14 protein-coding genes and 1 tRNA gene are annotated in these 12,410 nt (G+C 60.0%); 13 read left to right on the top strand and 2 right to left on the bottom strand.

Annotation, left to right across the window (positions count from 1 at the left end; genetic code table 11):
* The first annotated feature begins 81 nt into the window (after positions 1-81).
* The 11 genes from V9L21_RS02345 (at position 82) to V9L21_RS26365 (ending at position 9,443) form a co-directional block, all read left to right on the top strand.
* Positions 82-1,089 carry a serine/threonine protein kinase gene (locus V9L21_RS02345; RefSeq protein WP_126747017.1) on the top strand — a complete coding sequence of 336 codons (1,008 nt, stop codon included), beginning with the start codon at positions 82-84 and terminating at the stop codon, positions 1,087-1,089.
* A complete protein-coding gene (locus V9L21_RS02340; RefSeq protein WP_337308784.1) occupies positions 1,086-1,991 on the top strand; it encodes a PP2C family protein-serine/threonine phosphatase in 906 nt (301 codons plus the stop codon). The genes V9L21_RS02345 and V9L21_RS02340 overlap by 4 nt, the downstream gene beginning before the upstream one ends.
* Before the next feature lie 63 nt (positions 1,992-2,054).
* Positions 2,055-2,786, top strand: a complete 732-nt coding sequence (gene rph, locus V9L21_RS02335) for a ribonuclease PH (RefSeq protein WP_258502198.1) — start codon at positions 2,055-2,057, stop codon at positions 2,784-2,786.
* Positions 2,787-2,798: 12 nt separating this feature from the next.
* Entirely contained in the window at positions 2,799-3,398 is a 600-nt protein-coding gene (locus tag V9L21_RS02330; protein ID WP_281151236.1) for a non-canonical purine NTP pyrophosphatase, read from the top strand.
* Between the two features lie 25 nt (positions 3,399-3,423).
* Positions 3,424-4,683, top strand: a complete 1,260-nt coding sequence (gene hemW, locus V9L21_RS02325) for a radical SAM family heme chaperone HemW (protein WP_337308782.1) — start codon at positions 3,424-3,426, stop codon at positions 4,681-4,683.
* Positions 4,684-4,715: 32 nt separating this feature from the next.
* Positions 4,716-4,803: transfer RNA gene (locus V9L21_RS02320), tRNA-Ser, on the top strand.
* A 297-nt stretch (positions 4,804-5,100) separates the two neighbouring features.
* Positions 5,101-6,051, top strand: coding sequence for a hypothetical protein (locus V9L21_RS02315; RefSeq protein WP_337308780.1), 951 nt, complete (start codon positions 5,101-5,103; stop codon positions 6,049-6,051).
* 138 nt (positions 6,052-6,189) lie between these two features.
* Entirely contained in the window at positions 6,190-6,672 is a 483-nt protein-coding gene (locus V9L21_RS02310) for a hypothetical protein (protein ID WP_337308778.1), read from the top strand.
* 285 nt (positions 6,673-6,957) lie between these two features.
* Positions 6,958-7,692: a hypothetical protein gene (locus tag V9L21_RS02305; protein ID WP_337308776.1), complete on the top strand. Its 735-nt coding sequence runs from the start codon at positions 6,958-6,960 to the stop codon at positions 7,690-7,692.
* A 647-nt stretch (positions 7,693-8,339) separates the two neighbouring features.
* Positions 8,340-8,942 carry a hypothetical protein gene (locus V9L21_RS02300; protein ID WP_337308775.1) on the top strand — a complete coding sequence of 201 codons (603 nt, stop codon included), beginning with the start codon at positions 8,340-8,342 and terminating at the stop codon, positions 8,940-8,942.
* Positions 8,943-9,176: 234 nt separating this feature from the next.
* Positions 9,177-9,443 (top strand): hypothetical protein, encoded by a 267-nt coding sequence (locus tag V9L21_RS26365; protein ID WP_443304489.1) that lies wholly within the window; start codon positions 9,177-9,179, stop codon positions 9,441-9,443.
* A gap of 168 nt (positions 9,444-9,611) precedes the next feature.
* Here V9L21_RS26365 and V9L21_RS02290 read toward each other — a convergent pair whose 3' ends face one another.
* Positions 9,612-10,358, bottom strand: a complete 747-nt coding sequence (locus V9L21_RS02290) for a TraB/GumN family protein (RefSeq protein WP_337308773.1) — start codon at positions 10,356-10,358, stop codon at positions 9,612-9,614.
* Between the two features lie 313 nt (positions 10,359-10,671).
* Between V9L21_RS02290 and V9L21_RS02285 the strand changes: the two genes are divergently transcribed.
* Positions 10,672-11,352: an ImmA/IrrE family metallo-endopeptidase gene (locus tag V9L21_RS02285; RefSeq protein ID WP_337308771.1), complete on the top strand. Its 681-nt coding sequence runs from the start codon at positions 10,672-10,674 to the stop codon at positions 11,350-11,352.
* 69 nt (positions 11,353-11,421) lie between these two features.
* On the opposite strand, the gene V9L21_RS02280 is transcribed toward V9L21_RS02285, so the two are convergent.
* Complete coding sequence (locus tag V9L21_RS02280; protein ID WP_337308769.1) at positions 11,422-11,694, bottom strand: helix-turn-helix domain-containing protein; 273 nt, start codon at positions 11,692-11,694, stop codon at positions 11,422-11,424.
* A gap of 136 nt (positions 11,695-11,830) precedes the next feature.
* Here V9L21_RS02280 and V9L21_RS02275 point away from each other — a divergent pair, with 136 nt between their 5' ends.
* On the top strand, positions 11,831-12,178 hold the full coding sequence (locus V9L21_RS02275) for a DUF2958 domain-containing protein (RefSeq protein WP_337308767.1): 348 nt from the start codon (positions 11,831-11,833) through the stop codon (positions 12,176-12,178).
* Positions 12,179-12,410: the final 232 nt, after the last annotated feature.

Genomic DNA, 12,410 nt, shown 5'->3' with positions numbered 1-12,410 from the left:
TGTGGTTTTTGCTGTATGCACCGAGGCGTCGGCATGGCGTTCGCTTGCCGCACCATCGCCTTCGGGCGAAACTCCCGGATTATGTCAAAGGTCAAGCCTTCGCCCCTGCTGCCCGATACGGTCATTGGCGGTTACCGCATCGTTCGCCGGCTTTCAGCAGGCGGGTTTGGCGTCGTCTATCTTGCCATCGACCCCAGCGGACAGCAGGTTGCCATCAAGGAATACCTGCCGTCCTCCCTTGCAACTCGCGGGCCCGGCGAGCTCACGCCCGAAGTCGCGCCCGAAAAGCTCTCCCTCTACCGGCTCGGCCTGAAGAGCTTTTTCGAAGAAGGCCGCTCGCTCGCGCAAATTTCGCATGCCTCGGTGGTCAGCGTTCTCAACTTCTTTCGCGAGAACGAAACCGTCTACATGGTCATGAACTACCTGGAGGGCGCCACCCTGCAGGACTTTGTGGTGACCGCGCGCGACCTGAAACGGCCCAAGGTCTTCCGCGAATCGACCATCCGCTCGCTTTTCGATGAAATTCTGCGCGGCCTTCGCATCGTGCACCAGTACAAGATGCTCCACCTGGACATCAAGCCCGCCAACATCTTTGTTACCGACGAAGACCGCGCCGTGCTGATCGACTTTGGTGCCGCACGGGAAGTGCTCAGCAAAGAGGGCATCTTCATCCGCCCCATGTACACCCCCGGCTTTGCCGCCCCCGAGATGTACCGGCGCGACTCGTCCATGGGCCCCTGGACCGACATCTACGCCATTGGCGCCTGCATCTACGCCTGCATGCAGGGCTACCCGCCCAACGACGCGCCGCGCCGCATCGAGAAAGACCGCCTCAGCCTGTCGCTGTCGCGCCTGCGCGGCGTGTACTCCGACAACCTCATCGAAGTGGTTGAATGGTGCATGTCGCTCGACCCGCTTTCCCGCCCGCAATCGGTCTTTGCGCTGCAAAAAGAACTCAGCCGTGAAGGCGAGCGGCGCTACACCAAGCTCACCGTGGGCGAGAAGGTGCGGCTTTCATTCGACAACATCCGCTCCTTCGACAAGAAGGCCCTGCCCAGGGCGGCGGCACCTACCACCCGTCCGGCATGAAATTCTCGGTATTCCAGGTCAGCCGCAAAGGCGGCCGCCTCAAGAACGAAGACCGCATGGGCTATTGCTACACGCGGGAGTCCGGCCTTTTTGTGCTGGCCGACGGCATGGGCGGCCACCCCGAGGGCGAGGTTGCGGCCCAGCTCGCATTGCAGACCATTGCGGCCCTTTACCAGCGCGAAGCCCGCCCAACCGTAAAAGACGCGAAGGCTTTCCTGGCTGAATCGGCCATGGCGGCGCACCAGCAGATCATGCGGTACGCCAGCAACAAGGCCATGCTCGACACGCCCCGCACCACCGTGGTGGCAGCTTTGTTGCAGGGCACCACCGCCACCTGGATGCATTGCGGCGACTCGCGCCTTTACGTGGTGCGCGACGGCCGCCTGCTCACCCGCACGCGCGACCATTCGCATGCCGAGCGCCCGCGCCCCCACGGCGCCGACATGCCCGTCAACCGCAACTTGCTGCTCACCTGCCTGGGTTCGCCGACCACGCCGCTGTTCGATATTTCTGCCCCGCTGCAACTGCAGCGCGGCGACCGCATCATGCTGTGCTCTGACGGCGTGTGGGGCGTGCTCGACGACGCCGTCATCGTGCACACCCTGTCTTCCGACAAGCCCGTGTCCGATGCTGCGCCAGACTTGGCTGAAATGGCGCTTCGCAAGGGCGGCGCCCACAGCGACAACGTCACGCTCATTGCGCTCGAATGGGAAATGTCCGATTCAAAGCGCGAAGACCGCGGCGTTTCTACCGAAACCATCGACGACGGCGTGTTTGCCTCCACCATCCAAGCCGGCATGCCCTCCGACGGCGAGATCGACGACATGGACGAAGACGCCATCGAGCGCTCCATTGCCGAAATCAACGAAGCCATTCGCCGTTCTGCTGCCAAGAAAATCTGATTCCACGGCTGCTTCGGCTTGCGGAGCTGCCTCCGCTTTTGTTTCTTACATACCTCTAAAAAAATGACTGCTTTCACACGAAGCGGCGGCCGTGCCGCCGACCAGCTGCGCCCCGTTCGCATGACCCGCGGCTTCACCATTCACGCTGAAGGCTCGGTGCTCATCGAATTCGGCCAAACCCGCGTGCTGTGCACCGCCTCCGTTGAAGAGCGCGTGCCCCCGCACAAAAAGGGCAGCGGCGAAGGCTGGGTTACCGCCGAATACGGCATGCTGCCGCGCGCCACCCACACCCGCAGCAGCCGCGAAGCCGCCAAGGGCAAGCAGACCGGCCGCACGCAAGAAATCCAGCGCCTTATCGGCCGCTCGATGCGCGCCGTGTTCGACCTGGCCGCATTGGGCGAGCGCACCATTCACCTCGACTGCGACGTGCTGCAGGCCGACGGCGGCACCCGCACCGCCGCCATTACCGGCGCCTTTGTTGCCGCGCAAGACGCCGTCAACAAGCTGCTGGCCGCCGGCACCATTCCCGCAACGCCCATCCGGGGCCACGTGGCCGCCATTTCTGTCGGCATCGTCGGCGGCACGCCGCTGCTCGACCTGGAATACACCGAAGACTCCGCCTGCGACACCGACATGAACGTGGTGATGACCGGCGCCGGCCATTTTGTTGAAGTGCAGGGCACCGCCGAAGGCGCGGCGTTTTCGCGCGACGAGATGAACATCCTGCTCGGCCTGGCCGAAAAGGGCATTGGCGAACTCATCGTCATGCAGCAGCAGGTTTTGCTCGCTAAATAAGCAATGGCGGCAATGCAACTGGTCTTGGCATCAAACAACGCCGGCAAGCTGGCCGAGCTGCAGCAGCTGTTTGCGGAGCTGTCGGTCACGCTTGTGCCGCAATCGGCACTGGGCGTGGGCGAGGCCGAAGAGCCATTTCGCACCTTTGTAGAAAACGCCCTGGCCAAGGCGCGCCATGCCAGCGCCGCCACCGGCCTGCCTGCCATTGCAGACGACGCCGGCCTGTGCGTCGATGCATTCGGCGGCCTGCCCGGCGTCGACACCGCGTTTTATGCAACCCAGTTCGGCTATGCCAAGGGCGATGCCAACAACGTGAAGGCCTTGCTCGAGCAACTGAACGGCGTAGCCAACCGCCGCGCCGCGCTCGTCAGCACCCTGGTTGCGCTGCGCGGCCACGACGACCCCGAGCCCCTCATCGCCGTAGGGCGCGTGGTCGGCGAAATTACCCAGGCCCCCATTGGCGACAACGGCTTCGGGTTCGACCCCGTCATGTACCTGCCCAGCTTTGGCAAAACCTTTGCCCAATTACCGCCCGAGGTAAAAAACGCCAACAGCCACCGCGGCCAGGCGGCAAAGGCCATGCTCGCGCTGATGCGCGAACGCTGGTTTTGACCGGCTGACTGACTGACTGAACCCAATGGCCACCGTGTTTCCCATTCAGCCGGCGCAGGCCGCGGGCGCCCCGCAGGCCAACGACGTGCTGCACTGGATGCGCCCCGGCCCGCTGCAACTGGCCGCGCTGCCGCCCCTGTCGCTCTACATTCATTTGCCGTGGTGCCTGCGCAAGTGCCCTTACTGCGACTTCAACTCGCACGAGTGGCGCGCCACCAGCGAGGCCGAGGCTGAAGGCATTCCTGAAACGGCGTACCTCGATGCGCTCATTGCCGACCTGGACGCCGCGCTGCCCCTTATTTGGGGCCGCACAGTCCACACCATTTTTATCGGCGGCGGAACGCCCAGCCTCTTTTCGCCCCAGGCTATAGACCGCCTGCTGGGCGACGTGCGCGCCCGCCTCAAGCTTGCGCCCGAGTGCGAAATAACGCTTGAAGCCAACCCCGGCACCTTCGAGCGCAACCGCTTTCGCGCCTACCGCAGCGCCGGCGTAACCCGCCTTTCAGTGGGCGTGCAAAGCTTTAACGACGAGCACCTGAAAGCGCTTGGCCGCGTGCACGACCGCGCCCAGGCCATTGCCGCCGTGGAAGAGGCCGCCAGCGCGTTCGACACCTTCAACCTCGACCTGATGTACGCCCTGCCGGGCCAGACCATCGAGGGCCTGGACGCCGACCTGAGCCAAGCGCTGGCGCTGGCGCCGCCGCACATATCGGTGTACCACCTCACCATCGAGCCCAACACCTGGTTCGCCAAGTTTCCGCCCGCGCTGCCTGAAGATGATTTGGCCTACGCCATGCTCGACCGCATCACCGAGCGAACCGCCGCCAGTGGCATGGCGCGCTACGAGGTTTCTGCCTATGCGCGCAGCGGCCACGCCTGCGCGCACAACCTCAACTACTGGCAGTTTGGCGACTACCTTGGCATTGGCGCCGGCGCGCACAGCAAGCTGAGCTTTGCGCACCGCATCGTGCGCCAGGTGCGTTACCGCGAGCCGCGCCTGTACATGCAAAACGCCAGTGCCGGCATGGCCGTGTCGCAAAGCGACGAGGTTGCGCTGGCCGACCTGCCGTTCGAGTTCATGCTCAACGCGCTGCGCCTGAAAGAAGGCTTTACGCTGCCCCAGTTCAGCGAGCGCACCGGCCTTGCCATGACCAGCATTCAAAAAGGCCTGGAAGAAGCCGAGCGCAAGGGCCTCATCGCGCGCGACCTGCACCGCGTGTGGCCCACCGAACGCGGGCTGGATTTCTTGAGTGACCTGCAGACGCTTTTCTTGCCCGAGGATTGAAGGGCCAGCGTCAGCATAAAATCGATGGTTCCGGAGAGTTGGGTGAGTGGTTTAAACCAGCAGTCTTGAAAACTGCCGACGTGAAAGCGTCCGTGAGTTCGAATCTCACACTCTCCGCCAGAATCGATCCTTGGCAGTTTTTAAAAGTCCCGCGCAGTCCATGCGACGGGACTTTTTCATTGGGGAAGATGTCCTTTTGAATCTGACAAGGTCTGCCGCAGACCCGCAAGCCAACTTTCGAACATGGCATCAATCGTCGTACTTTTTATCGCGAAGCGCCGCGGCGAGGGGCACAGCACCCGGAACAGCCGCATCTTCGGCGACTACCTGGCGGAGAGAGGGCGAAGCTGCTTTCGCGGCGCGAACTGTCCGAACGGCAGGTGCTGCGCATCATCAAAGCGCCCGGAAAGTGACTAGGTGGGTTGCGAGGCCGCGCTCATCGCCCCGGCACAGATCGTCGAGAATGCGGCGATGTCGTCTGCTCCAATCCCTGCTCCGGCGTCTGCGCCGCTTGGTATGCCGTTCACAAGGCTCTATCTGCAGCCTGCGGCTCCGTTGTCAGACAGTGCTCCGTTCCGGATTCGGCTCGGGTCATACGCGCAAGAGCATCTCAAGGCCGAGCACGGAGACCTCGCCACGTTCTTAAGGGTCGAAGGGGGATTGAAGCTTTCCCATACCGGCTATTGGAGATATGACCAATTCTTCGAGACGGCGGCGCTTCCAGACATCTTGAATGCCATTACCTTTGTGTACAGGTATCTGATGGGCAAACACGCGACGCGCCTCCGCTTTGTCAATGTGTCGCCATTCGAAGACATGGCTGTCGCATGGAGGCAGTTTGTCCATCGAGTGCTCTCGGAACAGAGCATCGGGTACATCGTAGATGCATTGTGCGGAGTTCACTTCCAAGTTGATGCCGAGTTTCAGCGAAATCAAGCCTCGGTCCTGCGGGGGCTTGGCCACCCTAGATACGCAGCGGTCAAGGCTGCGCTTGAAAACGCGCTTGGTCATCTAGATGCGCAACCCGTTGACTCCAAGAGTGCGGTCCGATCGGCGTTCGAAGCAATGGAAATTCTGGCTCGACTCATGGTGCCCCAAGCCCAGAATTTGAATAGGCGGATGATTGACACGCATTTGAAACCGCAGATGGTGGCGGGCGTCATCGAGCCAACTGATCTGGCGATGATGGGAAAGATGCTGGATGGCTTCGCGGATTTCGTTGACAGTATTCATCACTACAGACACGGTCAAGGTGTTCAGCAGCCAATCGCTCCTTCGATGGATGTTGCGGTCTATGTGCTGTCTTCTGCGGCATCTGCGGTTCGATGGCTCGTGTCTGTGGACGCGAAGGCAAACGGAATCACTTAGCTAGGCGAGGTTGCGAACTCCGTGACGTCAACCACCCCAGCGGCCGCCGTCGACCAGACATCAGTCAAGTCTCTTCCGCATCGAGATGCGGACCCGGTCCTTACGTTTCATGTTCACTACTTCTCCGCAGCTGACCTCATGCGTACCAGCTACGAAAAGTTGGATGCGAAGTGGAAGCGAAATGGCCGATTGAGTCAGAACGAGCGGCTGAACTATTCCATCTACTTCTGCACTTGGCTCGGCTATTTGGGCGTCGCATGCGAGAGCTTCAGGGATCTGAACCTACGACTCCTGCTGCAAAAATTTCGCCCGGCAGAGTTCTGCGAGCTTGTTCCTGTCGTGGACGCAATAGGTAGCAAGATCAAGAAGCACTGTGATTCGCTCAGGAAGTTCAGGAACAGCGTATTTCATCTTCGGAGCGATGCCGTAGATATGAATTCCTTTCTCTCGCAGACAGAACGTCTCGAATGGGCGAAGGAGTTGCACGAAGACTTTAAAGGCTTTTTTTCCAGCTATCGGGTTATGTGTTTCGTTCACTATGTGACGAACGAGCGTTTGGATGAGACGGCCGGCTGGCTAGACAAGCGAAAGAAGGCTGCCGCCCGCAGCGATAAACCATGACATTCGCGGCTGCCCAGCAAGCGAATGCGTGAGACTACTTTCGCTCTCAGCCGAGCTTGGCAGCTCAAACTTGATTCCGATTGCGCGCCATGCTTTTCTAACTGCTGTGCGGCTTGATTTGCGAAAAGGCAATGGGTCCAACAGATTGTCGAGAATTCCGTGGTACTTATTGCAATCGTTTGGCCGACGGCGAAGTCCCTTACTTGCTCGACAGCTTGGATGCCAAGTTCAGTCTCGCTTTTTGTCGTGTAGGGCAACGGCCCAGGCCTACATAGGCGATCACGCTTGAAACCCAGCGCGTTTGCCCTCGATGAGGAAGGTGCCCCCAAAAAATCATATACCCCGCTTCTACCTGTAAGCTTCCCGCAGGAGGCGAATATGGACTGGGATTTTTTCCGAGCAGCATTGGCAGGTGGTGGAGTCACGGCGGTTCTGCTCTCAATCGCAGGTGTTCTAGGTCGAAGTCAGCTCTCTCATTGGCTTAACAAGGACATTGAACGCATCAAGGCGCAGTTTCAGCGCGATATTCAGATCGATAAAGCCGCTTTCGAGCGGGAGTTGGAGGCGTATAAAGTCTCGCTCATCGCCGAAGCGGAACGGGCGAAAGCCATTCAATCGATTAAGACTGCCGGCGCCTTGAGGATGATCGACCGCAAGTACGAAGTGCTGAACGAGGTGTGCAAAGCTGTCCGCGAATACGCATCGACCGGTGTCGCGTTTTGCACCCTTGTCTTCGCCTCCGGTGATGCATTCGTACGGAGGCAAAGTTGGGTGAGCGAGTACCTGCAGGCAGGTGGTGACGCCATCGAAGCCGTGGCGCCGTTCATTACTCACGATGAGTATGGGCAACTGCTCGATCTACATGTAAAGGTCACCGCCGCAATCAACGATAGAAACAGTTTCGACGTCGCATTGCCGCAGCCGAGACTCGATGCGTTTAGAGCAGAAATTGTTCAGTTGCAAGCTGATGTGAACAACCTCCTGCAGGACAAGATAACCGCCATGATGGAAATGGCGTGAGTGCAGCGCGGCGGAGAGCGCCATCAGCGTGGTTGGCGGATCTCCGCGATTTGCCCTATCGAGTCAGCCCATCGAACCAACAGAAGAGGGCGGAGATTGCTCTCCGCCCCCTCTATCAAAGCAGCGTGATCAGGATCGCAGCGACCGCAGTGACCGGGAACTGCAGCGTCAGCGTGAACATGGCTTGCACCTGTTAGTTCTCGCCGGCGGCCCGCCGACTTCATGAGGGTCGGCATTTTTATCGTGCCTTGCCGGGCACTAGCTTTCCGCCTACCTAGGATGGCTTTCAGCGTTCGGCTTGCGTTTTCCGGCTTGTCCCGGCGCTCCGCCAGGGGCTTTCAAACAGCGCACCTTCTGCCGCCTGATTTAGCGGCAGCGGGCGCCCTGGGACGATTTGGGCCGCCACATGACGGATCGCCTTGGCGCCAGTTTACGGCGCTGAGGAGGATTCGAAGTATCGAAAACCCAGAGTGACCACACCCGCGCACCCGTTCCCCTTTCTCGGGCTCGGCGCGGATCTCTGGCCCCAGCGGCAGGATGGGTAAACCCTCCGCCCCGTGTGCGCGCCCGACTGCACATCCTGAGTTTCCACAGGGATGCCGGGCGCGTGTCCGGCTCCCGCTATGCTCCGCCTCAGGAGGTGGAGCATGGAGGATTGGGGACAGTTTATTTGGACCGTTGCTGCGAGTAGTGCGGGCACGACTGCGTTGCTGGCTGCAGCGGCATGGCTTTTCAAGGGACAGATCAGTCATTGGCTGAACAAGGACCTAGAGGCGGCAAAAGCGCAGCACCAGAGAGATTTGGAAGCCTACAAGGTATCGCTGATCGCGGCGACTGAGCGAAGCAAAGCCGAGCAAGAGCTGAAAAAAACTGGCGCGCTTCGAGTGATCGATATGAAGTTCAGCGCGTACACGGCGCTCTACAAGGCGACCTTGGGTCTTTACGCCGATGTCATGTCAGAGGCGGAGAGCGCGTCCTCTGAGAAGACCCTTGATGAATGCACCCGCCTACGTGCGCGGGCTGAGACGTTGAAGGAGGCAGTGTTTGGTGCGAGCGTATTCTTGGACGCTGACCAGTACCGCTTGCTCGGTAATTACCGCAGTCTCGTAGCGAAGGCGATCCTTCACTGCTTGCCAGGAAAAGAACCGCCGGACGACGATTACGCGCTCGATATTGAGTTCCGAGACGCCGAGATCAAGGTCGACGACATGATTCGCGAACTCGTCGAAAATATGCAATCGCTGGACTGAAGCCTGCCGCTTCAAACTTGATACCCGAACCCGCCTCGTGCGGCTTTTTTTCATTTTTGAGGTCACCTATGGGACATCCCTCCAAACTCGCACGGGAATACGGAGTTTCGAGATCCGCTATTTCTGGCCGAGTTTCGAAACGAGCAGAAACGGTCAATTCCGTCGCGAATCAGATCGTTGCCGCTGACCTCGCGCTGAAAGACCTGTCACGCGGTTGTCGACGAGCTCGACGTGATGAAGATGAACAAGGCCGACCTGGCCTGGTGGAAGATCATCGCGCGGATGCGCTACAGCGTCGACGGCCTGAAAAACGGCGTGGACGTGACGACGACCTCCGAGGGCTTCAAATTCGCCTATCAGCGGTTCGTGAAGCTCGTGCGTGACAAGCCGCACCTCAAGCACCTGTACGGACTGATCCATGCGAGCACGTATGAGAACGCCAGGAACCTGCCGGTTGACTACACATCCCGTCGCTGCTGGCCAGCTACCCGCCGCAGCTGATCGAGGCCTACATCCGCGGCCAGTTCACCAACCTGACCAGTGGCAGCGTCTATCCGAACTTCGACCGGAAGGTCAACTACACGGACGAGCGCATCGCCGAAGACGAAACGCTGCACATCGGGATGGACTTCAACGTGCTAAACATGACGGCGGCCGTGAGCGTTAACCCTAGAGCTCTCGAACTGGAACTGCGCGCTCGCGCAAAAGGTCGATGAAGTTACCGGGACCGACGAGATGCATCGCCCCGACGGCAAGCACCGTATTTGAAGCGGGCTTTCCGGCCTTCACGACGGACTCAACCCACGCCCGATTTCTGGAGAGCAAGAGCGAGTCCCTGATGACCTGATTGCCGAACATTGGTGTAAGTTCGACATGCGCCTGGAGCCCTGCGGCATCGCGTGCAGCCCATCGGTCGTACATGCCCTCGAATTGCTCCTGAGAACGACCGAGCTTCGGCAGCGCTTGCCGAATCACTTCAACGACATCCGGCAACGGCACTGAATCGAACAGTGCCGCAACGTCTCCAGCTCGCTCGATGTAGCCGAAGGTCTGTCCCTTTTTCTCTAAACTTGCCCCGAGCACGGTCTCCGCGCCAGGACCAAACCGCAGCCGTGCGACACCGAGCATGATCAGCGCGGCCCAGGGTCGATGCTTTTGCAACACAGCAGGAATCTTCGGTTCCTTTTCCCAGGCGGCCTTCACAGCAGTCCACAGATCCGGCGGAAGAAGATCCTCCAATCGCGCACCGTCGTTGAGGCGCATAAGTGGCGCAAACTCTTGTGGGTTGTGTTCCATGCACCCCGCATCAGCCCACTGCGCGGCATCGGTCACGAACGCCGGAAGTGATCTGTCAACCGGAGAGAGATGGTAGGTGCCAAGGATTCGTAAGCGGCTGCCACTAACTTCGTAATACATGTTGTGGGCTCATGGCTGTTGGATGCCCCCAATGTGCCACGGCTCAGTCGCGTCATTGCGAATTGCTTCGCTTCCGCTGTTGCTTGCGCCGCCGTTGTGGCCTCGTTCGTGCGGAGGTCTCCCGTTCGCCGTGCAAACCACATGGTCTTGTCGATGTTCCTGACCTTTTCTGCGGACTGATGTACGCCGAAGTGATTGGATTTACTATGTGAAAAATCTTGGATACACTATATGTAGCGTGAAGTGCATGCCGACACGCTATATATAGTGTTTTGGGTCGAGCCAGCTCCAAACAGCCAGCGAGGTGCGCGCCATGGATAAATCTGCAATCGAGAATGAAGTGAGGCGACTCCAATACGAGATTTGGACGCGGCGGCACGTTCGCTACCCACTCGGGGTGCCCGACTTGCCTACCTTGTTTGATCCACGGAACGTAGCCGAGCACTGCGATCTCTACTACGACACTCGAAGCCGGCTGGAAACCGACTACCGCGGCGGCGGTGAAGCGGCGGGGCTGTGGCAGCGCGACCGATCGACCATCCTCGTATCGTCAAGATTCCCGTATGAGGTGCAACGCTTCACTGCGGCCCACGAGATCGGCCACTTCATCCTGCATCCACATGTTGGTGATCGGACGTTGCACCGAGAGTTACCTGTGGGAAGTGGTGGCTGGCAGCGCTCCCCACTCGAAAAGGAGGCTGATTACTTTGCTGCGTGCTTACTCATGCCGCGCCGGGCTGTCGTCGACGAGTTCACCGCGCGCTTTGGCAAGCACCCGCTTGCACTGACGGAGACGGTCGCCTATCACCTGAAGGCGGACGCAGGTGGCCTCTTTGCTGCACCCAGGGGTTCAATTCTTTTCGCGAAGGCGGTTGCTCGCGCCGAGCAGTTTGACCGAGTGAGATTCAGTTCCCTTGCCCAGTATTTCGGGGTTTCGGCTCACGCCATGGCTCTGCGGCTGGACGAGTTGAATCTTGTCGCGCCTTACTTATAGGCCGGCCGGTTGATGTCTCGCCGGAGTCGATACGATCAAATTTCAAAGGGACCCGCTTGGTATTAGCGCCTAGCGCTTACGCGTCGAACCCACCGCCTCGTCCAAGTCCCTAAAAAACTCAGACGGCCGAACCCCCAGCCCATCAATGATCTTGAGGATGTTGATGAGCGCCAGGTTGTGTTCCCCGCGCTCAATCCCTCCCATGTAGCTGCGGTCGATCCCGCAGAAATCGCCAAACGCTTCCTGCGAGTAGCCAAGCTCCTTCCTCCGACGGCGAACGGCTTCACCGAAGGCTACGAGTTCGGGGGCCTTCTGCTTGTCGGGGTTACCTGTCTTGACCATCTAACGATGTTCAAGTTGTCCCGCATAAACCTCCACGGGATAAGGTTTCACGGTATATAGTTACCTCAGAACTCGAAGGCGAGATTGGCACCTTTAGGTGCCAGCCCCATTCGAGCCGCGAGCTGGGAGGCCGCCCTTGGAACTCATCACCCCCGAGTTGCGCCAGCTATTGCTCGCCAACGGCAAGGCATCGCGAGGCAACCCTCGCTTCGATCCGCATCCGGTGGTCAAGTGGCTCAACCCGCGCGGCGCTGCCAGGTGGCTCATCACTGAACTGAACCCTGACGACGCAGACACGGCCTATGGCTTGTGCGACCTTGGCATGGGCGCGCCCGCGCCGGGCCATGTGTCCGCGCGCGAACTGATGTCGATCCGGCTGCTGGGCGGCACGCTGGGCATCGAGCGCGACCTGTACTGGAAGGCGAACAAGCCGTTGAGCGAATACGCGCGGCTGGCGCGGCGCGCCGGGCGCATCGTCGATTGACTGAGCCTTTGTGCCCTCCACATGTGGCGCCGCGCGGCCACTGGGCTTGCTCAAATCTTGAAAGGTGACAGCGGTCGGCATCGAGGCGTTTTTTCCCTGAGCGGATCTTTGTTCCCTTGCCTCTACCAGCGCCGGCCGCTGTCGGAAGGCAGTGTGCGTGCTGCGGGCGAAGTCAAGGTGAAGTGCGTGCGAGAGTTCTGTGAAGCGATACCCGCCGTCTTGCCATGGGCCA

Origin of the sequence: Variovorax sp. CCNWLW235 (genome assembly GCF_037204085.1) — a bacterium.
Taxonomy (GTDB): domain Bacteria; phylum Pseudomonadota; class Gammaproteobacteria; order Burkholderiales; family Burkholderiaceae_C; genus Variovorax.
This window is presented reverse-complemented; position numbering and strand designations above follow the sequence as displayed.